24 protein-coding genes and 1 tRNA gene are annotated in these 20,810 nt (G+C 44.7%); 12 read left to right on the top strand and 13 right to left on the bottom strand.

Annotated features, from left to right (window positions below; genetic code table 11):
* Window positions 1-11: 11 nt before the first annotated feature.
* Complete coding sequence (locus ACLVWU_RS06265; protein ID WP_413578130.1) at window positions 12-485, bottom strand: cupin domain-containing protein; 474 nt, start codon at window positions 483-485, stop codon at window positions 12-14.
* Between the two features lie 244 nt (window positions 486-729).
* Between ACLVWU_RS06265 and ACLVWU_RS06260 the strand changes: the two genes are divergently transcribed.
* On the top strand, window positions 730-1,068 hold the full coding sequence (locus tag ACLVWU_RS06260; RefSeq protein WP_413578129.1) for a BON domain-containing protein: 339 nt from the start codon (window positions 730-732) through the stop codon (window positions 1,066-1,068).
* A gap of 15 nt (window positions 1,069-1,083) precedes the next feature.
* Window positions 1,084-1,647: a quinol:electron acceptor oxidoreductase subunit ActD gene (locus tag ACLVWU_RS06255; RefSeq protein WP_413578128.1), complete on the top strand. Its 564-nt coding sequence runs from the start codon at window positions 1,084-1,086 to the stop codon at window positions 1,645-1,647.
* Between the two features lie 65 nt (window positions 1,648-1,712).
* Here the strand turns inward: ACLVWU_RS06255 and ACLVWU_RS06250 are convergent, their stop codons facing one another.
* The 3 genes from ACLVWU_RS06250 to ACLVWU_RS06240 form a co-directional block, all read right to left on the bottom strand.
* The gene (locus ACLVWU_RS06250; protein WP_413578127.1) at window positions 1,713-2,150 is read right to left on the bottom strand and encodes a hypothetical protein; all 438 of its coding nucleotides are present in this window, start codon (window positions 2,148-2,150) and stop codon (window positions 1,713-1,715) included.
* Window positions 2,151-2,314: 164 nt separating this feature from the next.
* Window positions 2,315-3,817: a M30 family zinc metallopeptidase gene (locus ACLVWU_RS06245; RefSeq protein WP_413578126.1), complete on the bottom strand. Its 1,503-nt coding sequence runs from the start codon at window positions 3,815-3,817 to the stop codon at window positions 2,315-2,317.
* A gap of 253 nt (window positions 3,818-4,070) precedes the next feature.
* Window positions 4,071-5,090 (bottom strand): phospholipase effector Tle1 domain-containing protein, encoded by a 1,020-nt coding sequence (locus ACLVWU_RS06240; protein ID WP_413578125.1) that lies wholly within the window; start codon window positions 5,088-5,090, stop codon window positions 4,071-4,073.
* A gap of 136 nt (window positions 5,091-5,226) precedes the next feature.
* Between ACLVWU_RS06240 and ACLVWU_RS06235 the strand changes: the two genes are divergently transcribed.
* On the top strand, window positions 5,227-6,423 hold the full coding sequence (locus ACLVWU_RS06235; RefSeq protein WP_413578124.1) for a multidrug effflux MFS transporter: 1,197 nt from the start codon (window positions 5,227-5,229) through the stop codon (window positions 6,421-6,423).
* Here the strand turns inward: ACLVWU_RS06235 and ACLVWU_RS06230 are convergent.
* The gene (locus tag ACLVWU_RS06230; RefSeq protein ID WP_413578123.1) at window positions 6,420-6,992 is read right to left on the bottom strand and encodes a hypothetical protein; all 573 of its coding nucleotides are present in this window, start codon (window positions 6,990-6,992) and stop codon (window positions 6,420-6,422) included. The two genes, ACLVWU_RS06235 and ACLVWU_RS06230, sit on opposite strands and share 4 nt — an antisense overlap.
* Before the next feature lie 279 nt (window positions 6,993-7,271).
* On the opposite strand from ACLVWU_RS06230, the gene ACLVWU_RS06225 reads away from it, so the two are divergent.
* The 3 genes from ACLVWU_RS06225 to ACLVWU_RS06215 all read left to right on the top strand — a co-directional run bounded on the left by ACLVWU_RS06225 (window position 7,272) and on the right by ACLVWU_RS06215 (window position 9,580).
* Window positions 7,272-8,027 (top strand): substrate-binding periplasmic protein, encoded by a 756-nt coding sequence (locus ACLVWU_RS06225; RefSeq protein ID WP_413578122.1) that lies wholly within the window; start codon window positions 7,272-7,274, stop codon window positions 8,025-8,027.
* Between the two features lie 14 nt (window positions 8,028-8,041).
* Entirely contained in the window at window positions 8,042-8,815 is a 774-nt protein-coding gene (locus ACLVWU_RS06220) for a substrate-binding periplasmic protein (protein WP_413578121.1), read from the top strand.
* A gap of 321 nt (window positions 8,816-9,136) precedes the next feature.
* Entirely contained in the window at window positions 9,137-9,580 is a 444-nt protein-coding gene (locus ACLVWU_RS06215) for a hypothetical protein (RefSeq protein WP_413578120.1), read from the top strand.
* A 38-nt stretch (window positions 9,581-9,618) separates the two neighbouring features.
* Here the strand turns inward: ACLVWU_RS06215 and ACLVWU_RS06210 are convergent, their stop codons facing one another.
* Both ACLVWU_RS06210 and ACLVWU_RS06205 read right to left on the bottom strand, forming a co-directional pair.
* Window positions 9,619-10,413, bottom strand: coding sequence for a 50S ribosomal protein L11 methyltransferase (locus tag ACLVWU_RS06210; RefSeq protein ID WP_413578119.1), 795 nt, complete (start codon window positions 10,411-10,413; stop codon window positions 9,619-9,621).
* Window positions 10,414-10,676: 263 nt separating this feature from the next.
* Window positions 10,677-11,171 (bottom strand): hypothetical protein, encoded by a 495-nt coding sequence (locus ACLVWU_RS06205; RefSeq protein ID WP_413578118.1) that lies wholly within the window; start codon window positions 11,169-11,171, stop codon window positions 10,677-10,679.
* Window positions 11,172-11,298: 127 nt separating this feature from the next.
* Between ACLVWU_RS06205 and ACLVWU_RS06200 the strand changes: the two genes are divergently transcribed.
* On the top strand, window positions 11,299-11,862 hold the full coding sequence (locus ACLVWU_RS06200; protein ID WP_413578117.1) for a YdeI/OmpD-associated family protein: 564 nt from the start codon (window positions 11,299-11,301) through the stop codon (window positions 11,860-11,862).
* On the opposite strand, the gene ACLVWU_RS06195 is transcribed toward ACLVWU_RS06200, so the two are convergent.
* On the bottom strand, window positions 11,859-12,101 hold the full coding sequence (locus tag ACLVWU_RS06195; RefSeq protein WP_413578116.1) for a gamma-glutamylcyclotransferase: 243 nt from the start codon (window positions 12,099-12,101) through the stop codon (window positions 11,859-11,861). The two genes, ACLVWU_RS06200 and ACLVWU_RS06195, sit on opposite strands and share 4 nt — an antisense overlap.
* A 203-nt stretch (window positions 12,102-12,304) precedes the next feature.
* On the bottom strand, window positions 12,305-13,375 hold the full coding sequence (locus tag ACLVWU_RS06190; protein ID WP_413578115.1) for a hypothetical protein: 1,071 nt from the start codon (window positions 13,373-13,375) through the stop codon (window positions 12,305-12,307).
* Between the two features lie 135 nt (window positions 13,376-13,510).
* Here ACLVWU_RS06190 and ACLVWU_RS06185 point away from each other — a divergent pair, with 135 nt between their 5' ends.
* From ACLVWU_RS06185 to ACLVWU_RS06175, 3 genes are all read left to right on the top strand, one after another.
* On the top strand, window positions 13,511-14,320 hold the full coding sequence (locus ACLVWU_RS06185) for a TIGR02147 family protein (protein ID WP_413578114.1): 810 nt from the start codon (window positions 13,511-13,513) through the stop codon (window positions 14,318-14,320).
* A gap of 90 nt (window positions 14,321-14,410) precedes the next feature.
* On the top strand, window positions 14,411-14,938 hold the full coding sequence (locus ACLVWU_RS06180) for a hypothetical protein (protein ID WP_413578113.1): 528 nt from the start codon (window positions 14,411-14,413) through the stop codon (window positions 14,936-14,938).
* Window positions 14,939-15,058: 120 nt separating this feature from the next.
* Window positions 15,059-15,367, top strand: a complete 309-nt coding sequence (locus ACLVWU_RS06175; RefSeq protein ID WP_413578112.1) for a hypothetical protein — start codon at window positions 15,059-15,061, stop codon at window positions 15,365-15,367.
* On the opposite strand, the gene trhA is transcribed toward ACLVWU_RS06175, so the two are convergent.
* Window positions 15,364-16,023: a PAQR family membrane homeostasis protein TrhA gene (gene trhA, locus ACLVWU_RS06170; RefSeq protein WP_413578111.1), complete on the bottom strand. Its 660-nt coding sequence runs from the start codon at window positions 16,021-16,023 to the stop codon at window positions 15,364-15,366. The genes ACLVWU_RS06175 and trhA overlap by 4 nt on opposite strands.
* Window positions 16,024-16,217: 194 nt before the next feature.
* Between trhA and ACLVWU_RS06165 the strand changes: the two genes are divergently transcribed.
* The gene (locus tag ACLVWU_RS06165) at window positions 16,218-17,336 is read left to right on the top strand and encodes a Fic family protein (RefSeq protein ID WP_413578110.1); all 1,119 of its coding nucleotides are present in this window, start codon (window positions 16,218-16,220) and stop codon (window positions 17,334-17,336) included.
* Between the two features lie 177 nt (window positions 17,337-17,513).
* Window positions 17,514-18,980 (top strand): protein-arginine deiminase family protein, encoded by a 1,467-nt coding sequence (locus tag ACLVWU_RS06160; protein ID WP_413578109.1) that lies wholly within the window; start codon window positions 17,514-17,516, stop codon window positions 18,978-18,980.
* 81 nt (window positions 18,981-19,061) lie between these two features.
* Here the strand turns inward: ACLVWU_RS06160 and ACLVWU_RS06155 are convergent, their stop codons facing one another.
* The 3 genes from ACLVWU_RS06155 to ACLVWU_RS06145 all read right to left on the bottom strand — a co-directional run bounded on the left by ACLVWU_RS06155 (window position 19,062) and on the right by ACLVWU_RS06145 (window position 20,648).
* Window positions 19,062-19,811 (bottom strand): substrate-binding periplasmic protein, encoded by a 750-nt coding sequence (locus tag ACLVWU_RS06155; protein ID WP_413578108.1) that lies wholly within the window; start codon window positions 19,809-19,811, stop codon window positions 19,062-19,064.
* Window positions 19,812-20,197: 386 nt separating this feature from the next.
* Entirely contained in the window at window positions 20,198-20,413 is a 216-nt protein-coding gene (locus ACLVWU_RS06150) for a hypothetical protein (protein ID WP_413578107.1), read from the bottom strand.
* A gap of 158 nt (window positions 20,414-20,571) precedes the next feature.
* Window positions 20,572-20,648, bottom strand: a tRNA-Asp gene (locus ACLVWU_RS06145).
* Window positions 20,649-20,810 lie beyond the last annotated feature (162 nt).

Below are 20,810 nucleotides of genomic sequence, written 5' to 3'. Positions count from 1 at the left end.
CCGATCCATTGTTAACGCTGAGTCAACTCTTTGGCAGCACGCGGATCATCAGCGGGGTTAATATAAGTGATTGCCCATGGTCCCATACCATTTAGCTGCACAACAGTTTCTTTTTCTGCGCGAGCAAAGTGATGTGTTCCGGCCTTCATGCGCGCAAAGCTTCCAGCGGGCAGCTTCATCATCTTCCCTTTCGCATCATCTCCTTTGGCCATCATGAAAGTTCCCGAGATCACGGTGATGTTTTCATCTTGGGGATGGAAATGCGGCGGAATCAAATAATTCGCCGGTAGCTTTAGTCGCATACCAAATGGTCCTGCCACTGCGGGATCACCGTACAGAACCGACACTTTAGCCCCTTTGGGCAACGACTTTGGAGCATCCCCCCACGTTATCTGTTGCGGAGTTATCATCACGTGATCAGCTTCGTCAGCCGCCACTGAAAAAAATGGAACCATTAGACCTAAGGCAATAAGCAACTTCAACATAATTTCCCCCTCTTTACTTTAGAAAACAAACTCATTGAAAAGCGATTCACGTACCAAATCAAAAACTCTGTTCAAGTGGCGCAAAATACAAATCACCACTGGCCCAAGGTTCTCTCTCTCGACCAGCGTCGTATGCGGGTCATCATAGTGCTCCCCTCCCTCCATGAGACTTCACAGTTTTTTCTAAGAATGATGGAAATACTTAGCGCCCCGATTATCTTGGGTGTGAGTCAAAGGAGGCTTTATGAAAATTATTTTTTCAATATTAGTTTTAACTCTTTCTGCGAGTGCCGGCCTTGCCGAGGGAACTCACCATCAAGGTCAAGCTGTCGGAAAAGCCGACGATCAGGCGATGACAACTCAGCGTGCGACAGATATCACGCGCTTGATTCGTGAAAAAATAGTGGCAGATGATTCATTGTCCATGAAGGCACACAACATTCAGATCATTACTGACAACAATAAACGTGTGATTCTGAAAGGCAATGTCAGCTCTGCCAGCGAAAAAGCCAAAGTCGAAAGTATCGCAAAAAGCGTTGCGGGCGATACACAAGTTATTAATAACACCGTAATCACCAAGTAAAAAAGGAGTATAGCGATGGGACAACGTGGAGATAAAGTTGTTTTTGGAATCTTTGAATCTCGGTCACAAATTGAAAAATGTGTCGAGCAACTGCGCACGGAAAGCTTCCGTAACGAAGACGTTTCGGTCTTGATGCCGGATAAAGGTGATACCACTCGCTTCGCACACGAAAAAGACACCAAAGCACCAGAGGGTGCGACGATTGGTGGCGGCACGGGAGCCCTTTTGGGTGGTACATTAGGTTGGCTGGTGGGCGCAGGTGCAATTGCGACTTTGCCATTGCTAGGTCCTTTGGTGGCAGCAGGCCCGATCATGGCGGCCCTTGCTGGTGCTGGTGCCGGCGCTGCAGTAGGTGGCTTGGCTGGAGCATTAGTTGGCATGGGTATTCCAGAATATGAAGCCAAACGCTATGAAACCATGGTGAAAAATGGCGGTATTTTGCTATCAGTGCATGTTGACGATAGTGAATGGCAGGATAAAGCCGAAAGAATTCTAAAACAGTGCGGAGCCAAAGATATTTCAAAATCGAGCGAAAAAGGTCCTTCACGAAAAGAAGAACGCAGAGATATGCATCCATAAAACAAAAAAAGGGAGCATTCGCTCCCTTTTTTTTACTCACAATTTACAACCGCATTTTGTGCAGACTAAGCTTTTGGAGCTGCGCCTTTGCCCTTTTTAGCAGCCAATTCTTCAGGAGACATGCCCCATGGAGAACCACCTTTTTTATCGCCGCTTTTGCCGCCACCTTTACGTGGGCCACCTTTACCAGTTGTTGGCTCAGCTGCTGGTTTAGCAGTTGGAACAAAATCAGGAACGTAGTGGAATGATTCAGCTTGAACAGCTTTAGCTGGAACTTTTTCACCTTCAGCGAAAGTTGCAACCAAAACACGGCGCAAAGTAGGACCTGCATTAGTAGCCGCTACTTCAAGAGCCTGCATGAAGTGAGTCAATTTTTCGCCTTCAAGTTTGAAAGTTTCTGCCAGGCTAGTTTGAATTTCTTCAGGTGTTTTGCCTGCCAATTCTTTTTTTGCAGCCAAAGCTTTGTTTAATGTGAAAAATGGAAATTCAGTAACTATTTTCATAAGACTCTCCTCGAGCTCTGTTAGGCCCTCACAATGGTACGACCCAAGCCCCTTGGTCAAGATCTGTGAGGTTTTTAACCAACAAATCTTTGCAAAATGTCATGAATTCGGCCTAAGGGCACCGTTTTTTGATGCGCGCCCTAAATCTGAGGGTCTGAGTGGTTTTAATAGATGACCACAGACAATGTCGTATTAGGAGGAACAATAACTACTTCCTTATAGATCTCAGGCAGTAACGGACGAATCACCGGGAAGGTTCCAAAAGGTAACAAGGTCTCCGGAACCGCGGTTGGCAGATTGCGAAAATCTTTTAGATAACTATCGTAGTTCGCTAACTGATACTCAAAGACGTTTGATCCGGGATAGCCGTAATAGGCTGGCGTTCTTCCTGGAGGAAAGACGGCCGCTATAGTCGAATAGCGCTGCATAAAGTTAACAAAGCCGCCTTTGTCAAATTCAAGAATTGAATCTTTCAGCACTTCCATGGAATCCGTAGAGATCAGATTGCGGGAGAGGTATTGATTGAAGAACGGTCCCAAATGACGAACGTAAAAGGCCGCCATCGAACCGCCAACGTCATAGAGATAACACTGATCGGCCGGGTCATAAGAAGCGTTTCTAAAATCACAGTTGAACGCCGAAAAATAAAACAGCGACTGAACACGACTTAAAACTCCGGCATCCAAATTGCTCCCTGCTTGCGCCGCCGTCATGTCTTCAAAAATCATGGCTGAGGTTTCTTCCAACCAACCATCGAACCAATAATCTGTAGTTTGTGAAGCAAACCGTGCGTAGTAGTGAGCCACGTGAGTCAACTCGTGGGCAATCGTTCCCACCGCATCGTAAACTGAAGCCGGAATCCCAGCGGCATTTGTGTATATGTTCTCTGTATTAACATACAAAGACATCGATTCGTTACTAAGGGGACTTACCGACTGCAAGTCATAGTCCCTGGGAACCATCATTCCATTGGCGATTTGCGGCTGACCTGCGCGACGGAATTTCAGAAAAACCATGTCCAGATCTTGTGATTCTGGGATGAAACCGGCACCTGCTGGAGTTTCGCCCCACAGACTTCCGATCATATACACGACGTTAATGTAAATACCCTGATTACTCGTCACCGCGGCCTCGACGAAATAGTCCATCATATCACTGTCAATTTTCCCCACAGTGTACTCCGAGTCTTCGACCCAGAAATTGACCACGCGACCGTCAAATGCCACGGCTTGTTTTACCAAAGTGGTCTGACGAACTTCCTCAATATCCGACTCCCAATTCCAGCTTCTCGCATCCCCTACCGTATAGTTCACTTTTACAGAAGCACGCGCCAATGGAAAAGCCCTGGCACTTCGTTCAGCTCGAGCCTTTTTGTGCGGGAATCTTTCCAAAGTTCCGCACCCTGGTTCTTCAGGGCGCACGGATTTCACTTTTGTTTTAGCTAAACTTTGCGATGGGTCCAGCTCAATCGCCGACATTTTTTGAGGCTGGTCACCGTGATTCAGAAAAATCAAAGTCCCCGTTTTGTCCTTTGTACCCGATATTGAAATTGGAACTTGTGCTGATGTAGTAGCAGACGGGTTAACATACTTCCAAACGCCCGTCCCACCACGAGTGAATTCACCAAGAGCTGCATCACAAAGTGGACCACTGCAGGCTACTGACAACTCCCCTTTGGGAAGAACTTTACTTTTACTACCGCTATTGCAGGCAGAAAGACCTAAAGATAATCCAAATCCCAATGTTAACCTTAACAAACGGTCTGAAAGCGTTTTCACCATCCTTTAAAGCTAACAATATCCCCTTAGCGCGACAACCAAACCAAACGGAAACCCACACCTTAGTGGGCAACAATTTAAATTAACCGTTAAATTATCGCGTTTGAGTGGCATACCAATAGGCACCACAGCAGCTCAGCTCCTAGTAGTCAAAAGACGAATCCACCGTATTCACTGTTACCAGTTCCTCCAGGGAAGTCGTGGTGAAGGTGGATAACTGAGCTAATGCAATGGAAACTGATTCTTTGGCGTTGGCTCGGGTAAAGACGGAATCATGAATAAGAAAGGAAACTGTCGCCAAGTCTCGCGGGAAGTGTTTTTGACCTGTACCAGTGAAGCGATCAAAAGTTATTTTGGCCGTGGGATCTGGTTGCAACTGAAGTTCCGCGATACTTTGCTGGTTCAACTGAATGCCCTTGGTTTTCAAGGCATTGATTGAAAATACCAATGAAATATCTGACAACGACTGCGAGGGGTTTCCCCCACCCACATCTGAATGAGCACCTGCAAACAAAACCTGTCGCACGTTTTCCCTGGGGTTTACCGGAGTCAGTGGAAACATGGAGCGCATCTCGTCGCCTGCAATAAAATGATCACAGTACTTAATTGAAGCATCCACATCAAAAGTTTTAAATCGCGGTCCCACGATTTCATTGCCAATTTTCACTTCGCCCAAAACTGAGTAGACCGTATCAAAAATCATCAGGTAATCGGTTTGAAAACCGGGAACATTTCTTCCCTGATAATCCATTGCTAACCGCAAAGAAGCGGCTCCCCGGCTGAATCCGATGGCAATCACCCGGTCTCCCGGCGCCCATAAATATTCCAAACACTTTAAAGTACGATCAATGCGATCCTGAATAGTGCTTCCGGTGACATATTCCTTCGTCGTGGAAATTTTGCCGGAAATAAAATCACCCAGTTTTTCGCGCCAAGTACGATCATCCTGTTCAGGCTCTTTGGCTACCAAAGAATCAGTTCCCACCCCGCGGATATAAACAACGTGATAATTCAAAGACTCATCAACTTTATAGGCATCACTATGAAGCAGGAACTTTTTCTCGCCTGGAAAGGCTTGATATAGCTGGGATACATTCGAAGGAGACTTCGAATCCAGATTTTGCCCAGTGCCATCGTTAAACAGAATAATAGTCTTAACCATCGCACCTCCACTTTGATCACCAGTTTAGAGCAACCGCTTAAGCTCTGACCAGCCGATGAACACTCCCGTGCCAGAAATCATCTAAAAGTTGTTCTTAATTCAGAATAAATGGTTTACTACTTCACCGAGGTTATTTGTGAGTGAAAAGACTTTTAATAAAACATCGCTAATTTTGGTTCTCGGTTCATTGACAGCATTAGGTCCATTCTCTATCGACATGTACCTTCCCGCATTTCCAAAAATGGCAGAGGGTTTGGGTACAACCGTCCCTCAAGTGACGATGTCTTTATCCAGCTACTTCATTGGATTGGCGGCGGGTCAGCTTTTTTATGGCCCCTTCTTAGATCGTTTTGGCAGAAAGCTCCCATTATATGTAGGCCTTATTATTTATATTTTGGCTTCTATCGGCTGTGTGTTTTCCAAAACTGTCGAGTCCTTGATTTTCTTCCGCTTCGTTCAAGCAGTGGGCGGCTGTGCTGCAGGTGTGACTGCCATGGCGATGGTTAGAGATTATTTTACGCCGAAAGAAAGCGCCAAAGTTTTGTCGTTGCTGATTTTGATTTTGGGTCTGTCGCCGTTATTGGCCCCCACGGTCGGAGGACTTCTGGCGACTCATTTGGGATGGCAGTCGTTGTTCTGGGCACTGACTGGGCTTGGAGCCTTTGTTTTGTCACTGGCGATTTTCTTTTTGCCATCCTTGTATATGCCGAACAAAGAGCACTCTTTACACCCGTTGATGATTGTAAAAAACTATTGGGCGATTTTAAAGAATCCCCGCTTCTATGCCTACGCTTTGGCGGGGGCTATTGGTTTTTCCGGAATGTTTGCCTATCTGGCAGCGTCGCCGACAATCTTTATGGAGATCTTTAAAGTCAGCGAACAAACTTACGGAGTTATTTTTGCCGTGCTAGCATCAGGATTGATCGGCGCTTCTCAAGTCAATGTTCTGCTGCTAAAGCGATTTAAGAATGAAACCATTTTGCGTGGTGGACTTACCGGCATGCTTATCATGGGCGCGATCTTTTTTCTGGGCACAAGCTATGGAGCTTTTGGACTTACAAGCACGCTAGTTGTATTGTTCTTGTACTTATCTTGTGTGGGCTTTTCCAATCCCAATGCCGCGGCCTTGGCTTTGGCACCTTTTGCCAAGAATGCCGGTAGTGCGGCTGCGATGATTGGATTTTTGCAAATGGCATTGGGAGCTATTGCCTCTGTACTTATCGGCCTCATTAAGAGTCAAGACATCCTGCCTATCGCTGCGGTCTTCTTGGGAACCTCTGCGGTTTCACTTTTGGTTCTTATTCTAGGAGTAAAGCGAATCGCCAAGCTTTAGTCTGCGGGCCAGCGCGAAATATTCTTTAGTTTCAGAAACGGAGTGTATTTAACCATAAAGGGATAACTGAGCGTCACTCCCCATATTAAATCACGAAGAACCTGCTTCATGGTGCGGGGTAAAATCGCGGATAAATTAAAATCTCCCGCCCCTACCCGCAGCCCAATGAGGATGGGATTGATCAGCAAAGCAGGTATCAGGATCGCAAATATAATAATCCACGCCCCCTGATAGGCTTTTGGTAAGATCTTCGCGCGCGATAACAGTTTATAAGAACTATATCCGATAAAAGGTTTTGCCGCATTGGCCAGACCATGCACGATATACATGTCTGCCGAATTTAGACCCGTAAGATTTGAAGTGATGCTTTCCGCCAAAACATTTCCATAGAAAACCCTAGCACCCCACATAAAGTAAAGCGGCAAGGCCACTACGTATGAGCCATACAGATAAAAGAAACCATCAAAATAAAAAAATCGAACACTAATGATTTTGGCGAGGAGAATAAGAAAAAATGGCGCAATCCAGGTCCACCAAGGCAAATTCACTTTTTGGTTTTCTGGTGGCATACCCAAACATCCTAAGCAGTTAAGATCTAATTTTTAGCTACTAGATGTTCGAAGTCAAATTTCAATCTGTGCCTAAAAAAGACTGCGGACAAATCTTCAAACTAGTGTTTTAAAGAGCGTCCATGCGCACTGATGTGGGAGAGTTTAATTTGTTTGACCTGGCACCTTATCTAAGTAATCTCTGGCAGCAAACACTGGACTCGCTCTTAGACTCAAGCACCCTTATCTGTATTTTCAAATCAAATTTGTCGGGGTGTTCTATTACGATATAATCATAGCATGAAATCATTTTTGATCCTGCTTATAGTTGGATTTGGCTTTTCGTGGGCTTTGGCGGTGACGCCGAAGACCATTACCTTTGTTGGCTACGACTATCCCCCCTTCTTCTATCGCGACGCTCGCCTGGGCTTTACTGGCGCCTCTGTAGATCTCATGAAGGAACTCTGCAAAGTGGAAGACCTTAAGTGCACTTTTAAAATTCTTCCGATCCGGGAAGCTTTGGAACTGATCAAAGAAGGGAAAATAGCTGTCGGCGGTCCCTTTGCTTTCACCAGTCACCGGCAATTAAAGTTTTACTATAGTCCGCCTTTGTTTAAAGCCACTTTTGGATTTTTTGGCGCTAAAAAAGTAGTGGCTAGAATCAAAGATTATGATGACCTGCGAGGACTTAAAGTGACGGTCACCTCCCCTTCTTACACCTCAATCAGTCTTGATAAAATTAACGACTCTGTCGGTGGAAAAATACGGATCATCACTGATGAACAAGTATTGGCTTCGATAAAAAAAGTCGCTCAAGGCAAGTTTCCCCTGGTCTATATCAACCGCGATGTGGGACGAGCGTGGATAAAAATGAATAATGCCTCCCTGGTCGAAGTACCCAGCCTTGGAGATGAATCGGACTATCATTTTATCTTTTCACGTAAAGAATTTTCAGACGATGAATTTGAGAAAGTAAACAACCGACTGATGGAACTGCTAAAAAATAAAACCGTCCAGCGAATTGCACTCAAGTATGATTTGATAGACGTCAAATAGGAACACGATTCAGAATGCGTACTGCGATACTTATTTTTTTGATTCTGATATTAGGCAAAGGTGCTTGGTGTAGTACCAAATCGGTCACCTATGCGGGGTACAATAATCCACCCTATTACATGTTAGACGGCTCATCGGGAATAACAGGTGCATTTTTTGAAATCATGACTCATGTTTGCACCTTGGAAAAATTCAATTGCAAGTTCACCATACGTCCCATTCGCGAAGCCTTGGAAAAAACCCAAGCAGGAGAAGTCGATATTGCAGGACCCTTCGGCTGGACTTCACACCGGCAACTGTCATTTTACTACAGCCCCCCATTGTTTGACACGTCCTTCACTTTCTTTGGCTTAGAGAAAAACGTGCGCAATATCAAAACTTACGAAGATTTGAAAGGCCTGCGCATTGGCACTGTCGCACCTTCTCTATCAATGATCAGCCTGCAAAAAATAAACGAAGTGCTTAACGGAAAAATTAAAATAGTCGAAGAAAAAGAACCCGTCACTTCTTTGAAAATGACCCTGCAAAACAGCTATCCACTGGCATACATCAATCGCGAAATGGCTCTGTATTGGGTGCGCGAAAAAAAGTCCAAATTAGTAGAAGTGCCAGACTTGGGTGAATCGTTTAGTGTTCACATCATCTTTTCAAAAAAGCTGTTCTCCAAAGACGAATTTACCCGCATCCAAAAGCGCTTTAATGAACTGATCGACAACAAAACTATCGAAACTATCGGCAAAAAGTACAACCTGAAACCCGCCGCCGCGACAGTCCCGGCTCCCGAGTAAAAGCCAGAGGGTTAAAACCTGCCAGTACCAAACGACTGCACGCCCGAAGAGCGGGAGGCAGCAACCGTCTTACCCGACGTACATCCACGGGTGGGAGAGATCTTAATACTTGCGGAATTCTCTAGAACAAAGTGACTACCCCTAGCTTAGCGGCCACAAGATTTACATAGGCCATTATCCTGAACGGTATCACTGGCTTATCCTCAAGCCCCTGAGTTTCCAGGAAACAATTCAACACTCCTATGAACTTGCACTGGCATTTAAATCCAACTTAACGCCATGGCACCCGCCGTGCACTGTACAGGTCACAGGGGGTAACCAGTGAAAAGATCCACTTCAACTTCCATCCGCCTAATTTTCTCTAGCTTCATTGTAGTCTTGGCATTTCAAAATTGCGCCAAAGTGGGAACTTACTCAACCCTAAATTCTGCATCACTCCAAGCGGGTGCCGGCCCTGGCGAGAGTGACAGTGGCGATGGTATCAGTGATGACATTGCCCACGAGTCTGAAGAAGAGTCGGCATGGTTGTATATCCCCGGGGGACGTGGCCATGTGCCAATGAGCTCGGTAGCGATTTGCCCCGCAGGTTCAAAAGATGAAGGTTCACAGAAATGTCCTTTCTTTTGTTATCATGGAGTCGACTATCTTATGCACAAAAGCTTAGCGAGAGAATATTTTGCGGTGAAATTTGATGAGGTGCCAGGCTACGGTGGTGGTGCCGTGCCAGGTACATGTGCTGCCCCGGATTTGAAAATTAAACAGTAAAGAGGCCAACCTGAATTGATCGGGATCTTTGGCTCCCCTTAGTTCACGACCAATTTTAACTCGTTGTCCAAGCTGAACTGCATTTGATCGGTTTGTAGATTTGTTTTATAGAAAAACAATGTCGACCAGTGACGGTTTTCTGACAGCAGTCCAAAGGGCGCCGCTTGCATTTGTGTATCTTGGTCGTAGATCAAGTATGTCAATTCGATGGCATCCACGCCCACCAGTTCTGGGTTTTTTTCAAGATAGTCGTAGGAATTCTTTACCAAACTTTCCATCGTAACTTTGGGCAGGAAATAGGTTTTATTCGGAACGCCGGGGTTTTGATTATTTCTTAAAGCCGGATGAACTTTCCCCAGCAATTGAGTCATTTCTGTTAATTCAATACCAGCATACTTTAGATCTTGGCGCAGACCGCGGGCACGCACCGATTGATAGGTTATTTGAATTCCTTCCGGAACAAAGATCGCATCAGGCTTCATGAATCTTTTGGCATCACGTAACGAATGAATGACGTCTTCGGCGAAGGGGTCCGAGGCAAAGAGTTCGTGTAAAACGATGTCTACTTTCGGAATCGCTTCAGTCGGGATATCGGTCGAAAACGATTTAAAGATCGTGATTTGGTCCTTCAGGCCCATGCGGATGATCAATTGCTCGGCAGCTGCCGCCAACAGGGAGTTGGCTTCACAGCAGTAAACATGTTTGGCGCCGTGGCGGATGGCTAGCACTGACATCAAACCGCTGCCGGCGCCGATTTCCAATACGATTTTCTCTTTGCAGTTGTCGCGAATGATTTTTTCGTAAAACTGATTTCGCTCGTGATCGATAAGCATATCGTAATGCCAAGCATGGATAAGACTTGAATCAGGGGAATTGCTCTGCGGATTTGGGACAGAATTCATAATCACACGTTAATCCGGCTTTTTGCCAAAGAGAAACACTATTCCAGCGTCATCCCTCTTTTTGGGGTGCTGTCTTGGCTGTGGAGGTTAAAAGTGTTACAGTAGAAAGCTGCAAATCCTGATTCTTGCTCTTTTTAATCCGTTCATGTGGTCAATGACCCTCGAAGACCTCTAAGGCCGCGATCACTCGCGGCTCACTTCTTAAAGGACGGTATAAACTTGCTGCCGCTTTTACCAGCGGCTTTTGGTTTACCCTTCTTAAGCTTTTTAGGACGCAACTCTTCATCATCCTCGAAGCCGTCATCATCGTCGAAGTCTTCGTCGTCTTCATCAATGTCGTGGGAAGGCTTAGCTGGGGCTTTAGCTTTCTTAGGTAAAGCTTTGGCTGGCACCGGGCTCGGGCTTGCTTCAGCTTTTGCAGTTCTTACGGGACGTTCTGCGCGGGGCTTGGCTTTTTCAAAGCTCTCAATATCTGCCAAACGAATCAGGGATACTTTATTCGCCATGAAGGCTTTGATGCCCTCTTCCGAAAGGCTTTTAATCTGACCTGTAAATCCGAAATGCCCCAGGGCTTTCCCCGTGATACGAAACTTAACAGCAGGTTCGGCTTTAAGCAGCTTGTTGATTTCCTTAAGATCGGAAGTTCCAAGTTCATTCGCTACAACTTTAACGATATCAGCCAGCTTCATAGACGGCCCCTTCTTTCAGACAAAACATAAAACTCAGCTTCGGTGATTTTAGCCATTGTTTCAAAGGAAAAATGGCCCCTGAAGATCTCAGTGGCTTTTTTGTCACTTAACTTTGTAAACTGTTGGAATGAAGATTCACTATTTTAAAACTCAGTCAGAACTAAGAACTTGGCTTACGAAAAATCACGGCTCAGTCGCTGAGCTATGGATTGGTTTTTACAAGAAGAATTCAGGGAAATCCGGTATTACTCCCGCTGAAGCGTTGGACGAAGTCCTGTGCTTTGGCTGGATTGACGGGATCAGAAAATCCGTGGACGAGATTTCTTATTGCAATCGCTTTACTCCCCGTCGCGCAAAAAGCGTTTGGTCCAAGATCAACACCCAGCATGTGCAACGTCTTACCAAAGCGGGACTGATGATGCCGGCGGGCTTAAAGGCGGTTGAGGATGCAAAAAAGGATGGGCGATGGCAGAAAGCCTACAGCTCGCCAAAGTCGATGGAAGTTCCTGCCGATTTTTTAAAAGATTTGAATAAGAACAAAAAAGCCAAGGACTTTTATAAAACACTGAAGAAAGCAAATCTCTTCTCCATCGCTTTCCGACTTCACAATGCGAAGAAACCGGAAACCCGCGAGAAGCTGAAAACCAGAATTATAGAAATGCTAGCAAACGGCATCACCCCATTTGCCTAGCGAGCCTTCGCTGGTAATGAGACTATGCACTCTTCTGGAAGCCCTGAAGCTCGCGTACCACGCACCAACGCCTCTATATAGCGCTCACTGACTGGGCCCACAAGACTGCGGCGATTCGGTGCTGTTACAAAGGCTATCGCTTCAACCTCATGCCCGTCGACTGAAACCCGCAAAGTGGTTTCCACAGACATACCAGTCACAACACCTTCTTTGTGCTGAATGATCGGCCAATCATTCACTGGAATTTCAAACAGTCGTCCAAAAATAGAAGAGCCATCTTTTGCGACTAAACCAGCAACACGTCCACCCCACCAGCATCGACACCCTTTGCCTCAGCCACACGGCCTTCCGGCAAGGATTTACGCTAACGAAGATCCCGACTCATGCCAAGATTCCGCCACCAAATACATAGTGGCGGTAAGCAGAATAATTTATAGACAGTTTAGTAAACTTGGAATCTCGAAGAGTTCAAATCTTGTAGATGCTCAGTGGCCCTAGCAATAATATCAATGGCGCCTTTTAGTTCACGAGCATAGGAATCGTGATCAGTAATTTTATGAATGATCACACTAGCTTCTGATCCGTTAAGGTGTCGTGTGGGATAATCTTTAGCAGACATCTGATCGACCAATGCGAAATAACTTTGGTACAATGCTTTTCTAGCCAGTCTTTCGGAGGAAGATACTTTGAAATCCATCCCACAGACAAAATCAGCTGCCGCATAAATTTTCGTCATCGCAGCATTCAAATATTTCTGATTCTCAGCTGAAAAAACACCGGTTCGTCGATAGGACGCAACAGAGGATAAAATCAAGTTAAAGTATTGTGGGATCTCAGAAGAAAGCTGAAGGCAGTCACCATCAAAATCTTCACCTGATGCTATCGCGTTTAAAATATTTATATTCTGATCAAACCCTCTCACCGCAGCCATCATATCAACGTAGGCTTCGCTCACATTCTTGGCTTCAAATTCGAAAGAGAAAAGGCTTAGAAAGTCTTTTTGAATTTCTAAAGCATCTGCTTCTGAAGCTCCCGCAAAATGACTCAGTTCGTGAATGATCAGCGCCGCTACTTGATTTTCATGATCTTCATTGTTTAATCGAGCGAGGAGTCTTGATGAACTTAAGCAAATTGTTCCAGCTTTTTTCCCATAAATGCTGGCGTCTCTTTCACCCCCGCGTTCATCACGACAAGATTCACTGCGAAGTTCAACTTCATGTAGGTTCTTTGCTGCCTCTAAGATATTTGGGGTCGCAGCGAAGAGCCTGTTATACAGCGAGCCACACAAGAAATCACATTTATTTTTTTGAAGGGTGAGCCATACAACGACCACAGGCTTAGCGTTGCTGATCGCAGCTTTCAAATCGTTGGTGTCAATCTTTCGACTGGCAACGGTATTACCGCCGCCCCCACTGGTTCCGCCCTGATCCGGAGTAAGCGAAGATTTGGAATCGCAACCGAAAATACTGACGGTTAAAACGAACAATACTGAATAAAGCATTTTAGCGTTCATAGGCATGGCCCCTTATTGCATAGTTGATGTGTTCAGACGAGTAATCCCGTCGAAAACTAAAATATTTCCACGTACTGGAACTAGCACTATCTTTTTACTGAAAGATCTACTAGATAGTTAAGCAAAGGCTTAATTATGAAAAATAAATCCAATATTTACGGATATTTAGAATACCGCGACATCATCCTAGATTTGGTGAAAATCGCACCTGCGCGGGGTAAACGAAAAGAATTGGCCGAGGCCCTGGGTTGCCAGATGTCCTTTCTGACCCAAGTTTTAAATGGGACCAAAGACTTTAACCATGAACAAGGGCTGAAAGTCTGCCGGTTCCTGAATTTTTCTGAAGTTGAAGAAGACTACTTTTTAGATTTGATTTCCTTCGCAAGAGCCGGAACAAAAGAATTAAAAAATAAAATCGAAAAGAAGCTAATGCGCGTACGCACAGAGCAAGGCCTTCTGAAAAATCGTCTTTCTGAAGCCGACGAACTTGATGAAAAAGACAAGGCTATTTACTACTCTGATTGGTCCTACGCAGCCGTACATATGGCGGTCACTATTCCGACACTTCGAAACATTCAGCGCTTATCTGAAGCCCTGCAAATTTCTGTCGCTGATCTGCAGCCAATCGTTAAATTTCTTTCTGACAAAAAGCTGATCACGATGGAAAGAGGTTCGCTTGAACCTGGCACCAAGAATATATTTATCAGCAAAGACTCGCCCCTCGTCGTCCAGCACCATCAGAACTGGCGGGGCTGGCTAATGCCGCGAATGAAGTTTGAAAAGCCCGATGACCTTCACTATTCACTTTGTTTTTCAATTGCTGAAAAAGATCTGGCAAAAGTTAAGGAGGTATTAGTCACGGCCATCAATGATGCCCTGGAAGTGATCCGTCCATCACCTGAAGAAAAACTCTCGACGATGACGATTGATTTGACTCAGTTCTGATTAAGGCACTAATTTATGACAATGACCAGCACTAGCACTTGCCAACTATGCCTTAAAAAAGCCAACCAATTCCTTGGTGGAATGGTATGCTTGGAATGCGAAAAGCGCTTTGCCAGGGAAGCTGACTTTGCTGAGGCCTTCTTTGAGCAACGGAAATACTTCAAATCCCACCGCGAGTTAAAATACCAGGAAGAAGTTCTTTCGATTGAAGTTCACTCCAACCTTGGGAAAGCGGGCCTGCTTTACTTTGCAACCGGACTGATACTTAAAAGCCATCTTGAGTCTTTGAATGAAGATGAAACTTTGTTAGGCGGGGCTTTCGAGCGAATCGCGAAAGACTACTGCGAACGGATGCTTGAAGATCAAAACTATCAATTCATTGCAATTAAGCATGAAGAGCCCTACCCGGCTCCGCCCGAGCGAACAAGAATTCAGAACCTAAATGCAGTTAATGTGGATGCATTTGATTACAGCATTATTTTGATCACAGATAAAAGTCGTCTGTCCCAAGATTCACCGTTTTATAAACTAGTCAGCAGCGCCGAACTAATTGTTTTAATCGAGACCGATCCTCAAGAGAATGTTTTGAAAAAAGCTGCGATCTACGGACGATCTTAGCCGGTGGCAGCCTAGAAGGCCCCATTTTTACAATGAGCTCCATTTTTGTTGTGGAAGTTTGCAGGATTTGGTCTGTTGCGACCCTCATACCCAATTAACCAAGCTATCAAGGACCCTTCTGTGAGCGAAACAAATCCCTTAGTTATTCGTCTGATCGAAACCGTAAAACAACACAGAAGCCCTTCAAGTCCAAAAAGCATCGCGGTCCTGGTTAAAATTATGGATAAACAGCTTTTGAATCCAGGAAATCATACTGAAGAAAAATTCAAAAACGCATTGCAAGCGGCACTTGATAGCGACGTGATTCTATCAGAAGTAATCCGCCAGCAGCATTCCGAAGATGAAATTCGCGGCTGCTTTGCAAATCTGTTGGAAGCGCTTAACAATCCTGAAACAGATTCAGACGACGAGTCTGAACCTGAAATTTAGGCTTTCGATACAATTAAGAATATAAATATAAAGTGAAAAAGAGCCCCGATAATTACGAAGGCGTGGAAGATTTCGTGATAGCCAAAATATTTGGGCCATAGCTTCGGTTTCTTTAAAGCATAGGCCACTGCACCCACCGTATAAAATACTCCGCCTAGAACCATACACGTCAGTGCCGTGGGACTTAAAACGGATTTTATATCCGCCCAAAACGGAACAACTATCCATCCGGCCACAAGATACAAGATGGCGCTAATCCATCTGGGACATTTAACCCAAAACAGGGATTGGAAAACTCCAAACAGGGCCACTGACCAAGTCAGTGCTAATAACTTCATCCCTGACTCTGGCGGCATGGCAACCAGACACAGCGGTGTTCCCGTTCCTGCAATCATCAAATAGATCGAACAGTGATCAAGGCGCTTCATCCAAACGCGATATTCCGGCGCCCAGTTCACTAAATGATAGGTCGCACTGACCGCAAACAAATTCATTAAACAAAGAGAGTAAATAAGCAGTGCCACAAACTCGCGAAGGGAACTCGATTCCGCCATCATCACCGCAGTCGCCCCGAAAGCCGCAAAAAAAGCTGCCATGTGCGAGTAACCTCGCATCATCGGTTTTTCTAAAGGACGAGGGATAAATGCTTTTCTCAAGTTATACTCCTTAAACGCGCGCCAGAATCCATTTCATATTCTCCGAAGCTTGGCGTAAAGTCAGTAAGAGTTCGCGAGATTGGCCCTCCACCAGATCAACTATATTAGTTTTGAGGTAAAAATGACCCAATTATTCTTGATAATTGGGTCAAAAAATGATCCAATTAGAACTGTTCATTGGGTCAGGAGTTTTCATGGCAAAAGCATATATCTGGCAAAATTCGAACTGGCCGAAGTTTACTTGGAAAGACAAAGACCTGATCTCGCTTCTATCAGAGGCCCGAAAACTTCAAGGACAACTCATTGCCCAAGTAGATCTTTTAGGACTGTCAGATCAGGCATCATTAATTGCAGATGAAGCAATAAATACATCTGCAATCGAAGGAGAGAAGTTAGATATCCAATCACTAAGATCTTCGATTGCCAAACGCCTAAAGATAACCGCAACCAGCACCAAAAATACGAATTCAAAACTCACTGACGGAATTGTTGATGTGCTTTTGGATGCAACCTCGAACTATCAAAAAGAATTAACTCTAGATCGTATCAACAACTGGCATGCTTCGCTGTTTTCGGATACCGCGAAGGTAAATCAACTTGAAATCGGTAAGGTACGAACCTCTATTGAACCGATGCAGGTTTTATCTGGAAGCTTTGAAAAACCCATAGTGCACTTTGAGGCTCCGCCCGCAAAATCCTTGCAAAAGGAAATCAAAGAATTTTTAAAATGGTGGAACGAAGATCAAAAAATAGATGGTCTTTTACGCGCTGGTATCGCGCACCTTTGGTTCATAACTTTGCATCCTTACGACGATGGCAATGGCCGCATCACCCGCGCTTTAACCGAAATGGCCTTAGCTCAAGACGAGAAAACAGGACGCCGTCTTTACAGTATTTCCACGCAAATACTAAAAGAAAGGGCCGCGTACTATGAAATCTTGGAAAAAACTCAAAAGTCTAATATCGACATAACCCCTTGGTTGGCGTGGTTTCTAAAAATATTGATCAAAGCTTTCACCCAGTCTCAGGCAGTTATTAAAAAATCCCATTACCTGTCCACGTTTTGGCAAAGACCAGAAACTATCGATCTAAATGAGCGACAAAGAAAAGTCCTTAAGAAAATGCTAGAAACTGAACCTGAACCATTCCTGGGCGGCATGACTAACAAAAAATATGTCAGTATAACGGGAACCAGCCGCGAATCCGCAAAAAGAGATCTTGCGGAGCTTGAATCAAAAGGAATTCTAAACCTGAAAGGTAAAGGAAGATCCGTAAACTACAATCTTGCAGAGCTTTTCAAGTTTAAAGCCTAAAGACTATCGCCTGGTGAAAATCACGCATCTCAGAATGAGACGCTGTCTACAGATGTGTTCCCAAATTCGGCTCACTGTCTAGCTCCCTAAATCTAAATCGCTATAAAATCGCTGCCGACGCTGTTATATGCGGCACCAAACTTGAATATTCAGTGCCTATATACTTGCGGAGGCACTGTGAAAAAGTCCCTAAAATCCTTAACATTCAAGCGTTCGAACTTGGTCTGCATGGCTGTTCTGTTGACCGCCTCTCAAGGGTTTTCACAAGGTCTTCCTAAGGATACCTACTTCCCCACTCACTTGGATGCGCCCAAAACACTTTTGGTTGCCAGAAACTGGTACAACTACAAGGCCGCCCGAGACTTCATTCTTTCAGTTGATGAAATCAATAAGGCAGAGGGCAGCCAAATCTCTGTAATGACTTTCGGGGCAGATTATACCAAGAAAATTCAAGACGAACTCGCTGATGGAGGCGGCAGCGATACCCTGCCACAGTGGAAGTATTTAAAACTTTCTGAATCTTTGCCCAAAACAGAATCTGTGACTACCACTCACTCCACCAAACCCATGGACGATTGGTTCCAGGATATTTACGAATTCTATTACTCTGGTGAGAACGCATTAAGTGCTATTGAGTGGCGCGAGCCATTTACCCCGGGACTTTACGCCCCTGCTTCATTTAAGGGCGACAGAGATCCTACGCGTGCAGAAGAAAAAATAGCTAATAAGAACAGCGCTGCTGCGAAGGCCGAATTTGCAAAGCAAATAGGTCTAAATAGCAAGACGACTTTGCAATATGAAAAGCTAAATTCCGGAAACGACTTTCAAGGTGGAAACTTCGAACCATATCCAGGTGACGTAATTGTCGTTGGCTCCATGAGAGGCAGCGTCACGCCAATGGAAAAGGTTCTTAAAGGAACTCGATATGAAAATCGCATCATCAATCTGGATACGAACTGGCTGCAAGTCGGACATGTGGATGAAACGCTAAACTACATCCCAGATGCTACGGCCAATTGTGGATTCAGAATTGTCGTACCAGATGTTGAAAAAGGTGGTTCATTGTTTTTAAGTATCTCGAAAAAAAGTCTGGCAGCGGTGCCTGAAGACTATCAGTTTATCGGAAAAGAACAAGGTCTGCCCCGCGCTGGAGACAGCTATATCGAGGCGTATGAAAAACTGACCTCTTCAAGCCCTAAAGACCCAGAAGATGAAGCCGCCGTGGCTTTGTTCTTAAAGAACAATCAATTTGCTCAAGGTAAAGTTGATCAGCTATTGAACAAATTTATTCAGTCTTATCAAACCCTGGTTCCCACTTGCAAAGGCAAGATGGACGTCGTGAAATTACCGACTGTATTCGGATGCGGTATCGACATGGTCCTTGGCTCCTACGAGGATGCGTTGGCGAAATCTAAGTTTTCCTGGTGCCAGGCTTACCTACCAAATCCGGTAAACTTTGTTTCCATGGGTAAGCACACACTGGTTCCAAGACAATTCTTTGGCGCCTTAACCTCGGAAGTCACAAAACAACTGGGCCAATACACTAAAATCCATTGGATCGACACTGTCCTATATAACAGCTCCGCAGGAAACGCGCATTGTGCTTCGAATGTGATTCGTACGCCGATGGGCGCAAAAAAATAGGACTCCATTCAGTTAATGCGTTGATAGACAGAACAGCTCCTCCATTTTATCCCTACCACCCAGCCCCGACCTTAGGTAACTCTAGTGGAGACTGACGCCGTAATTTTTGAAGATCCTTTTTAGCTCACCACTTGATTTAAGTGTATCGATGGCACGATTCAAATCCTGAACTTTAACGGAACCTTTTTTGCTTAATATGCAAGATATTACGTACTTCTGGATGAGTAATCTCTGGCGGCCAACATCAAGTGACTGCTCCTCGCTCAAAAAGTTATAGTGCTCAAGGAAGATTTCATCGGTAACGACGTACTTGATTCTATCGTTCCTAAGTTTTTTGAGGTTAGCAAACTCGCTTGAAGCATCCTCACGTAGAAGAGTTTTGGATGCAAAAAGAGGATCTAAAACCGGATAGACATATCCCAGTACGGTGCCTATGGTTTTTCCATCAAGAGCTTCTAGTTTTTTTGGCATCGGAGCCGGTCCAAGCAAGACTTCACGTTTCGTATACAATGGCTTTGACCAAATATAGACGCTTTCATCCGGAACCCACTCTCGCGCGACATAACAGAGGAAGTCTATTTTTCCTTTAGTCAGATTCTCCTGAAGTCGATACCGGGTCATGATCGAAAGATCACCATCCCTCTTAAGGATTTTAAACAGAGCCCGACTGTAATCGGCAATAATACCTTCAATCTCTCCAGGCTTTTCTTGAATCAACAAAGGCACCGCCATGCCATCGGGGATGACCGCATGAATGACTGAGGATTTCGCGAAAGCTGCGATTGAAGAAAATGAAAGCAGAAGTAAAAGGCTCAGAATATGGGATGCCATTTTTAAATTATAATATGGAACGGTCAGAGTCACAAAGCACGCAGTAACAGAGGGCTAGATTGTCCCAATCAATCGCGAACCATTTCTAGATCTGTCTAGTTTTGAGAGTCTAATAATTACCTTGGTGCAATTTTTCTACTCGAACCCGAAACGTATTGCAGACCTGACATACTAGTCGTTGGTGGCACCTGCAAGGGTGCCACTTCTAAATATTATTTACTTTCGCAAGATCCAACAGCAAAGCTTCCAGTGGGCTGCTGAATCTCAATTTAAATCTGTCTTAAAAACTGGCTAAATATGAAGTTAGCGAACTTTACTTACATAGTGCGATGATAGAAAATATTGTAGAAATAACAGCGACTCCTATTGCAACAAGACTGAGTCTTTTATTTTCCTGATGACGGCATTGCTTCGATTCGATCTTTTTCTCGTTGGACATCTGCCAGAGCTTTATTGCGAGCAGCAAAGGCTGCTTTTTGTTTTTCTTGATATTCATAGTACTCAGCCACGTCTCTTGCTGAGGTCATTCGTGCAGAAACGGCCTTACTCTTCATTGGATCGTTAAAACCTAGAAAATCGAGATCGCTATTCTGTCCGCTCATAACGTTACTCCGTTGGTATCGACTTTACCTCATCAGAAAAGAATCTGCACTCCTTGCACCTTATGCCTTAATTTGAAGCAGATCTGAAGCGTATTTCAGGCATAAAAAAACCGAAGACTCAGCTTCGGTGATTTTGTGCCATGTTTTTTAGGGAAAAATGGCGGGGTGGACGGGACTCGAACCCGCGGCCTTCCGCGTGACAGGCGGACGTTATAACCAACTTAACTACCACCCCAGTGGTGTTTTGGAAGACTTGTTATAGCGATTGCGTACCCGCAGATCAACATTATTTTTAAAATTTTTAATGATATTTCTGCCGAACCCAAAAACTGATGCAGCGTAGACAGAAGAGTCTGCCGTGTTTGCATAATAACTGTGCAAATACGGGAAATCTCGA

Origin of the sequence: Bdellovibrio sp. HCB290 (assembly GCF_047305925.1) — a bacterium.
In the GTDB taxonomy this organism is placed as follows: Bacteria; Bdellovibrionota; Bdellovibrionia; order Bdellovibrionales; family Bdellovibrionaceae; genus Bdellovibrio.
Note: the sequence above shows the minus strand (reverse complement) of the source record. Positions and strands in the feature narration are given on the sequence as shown.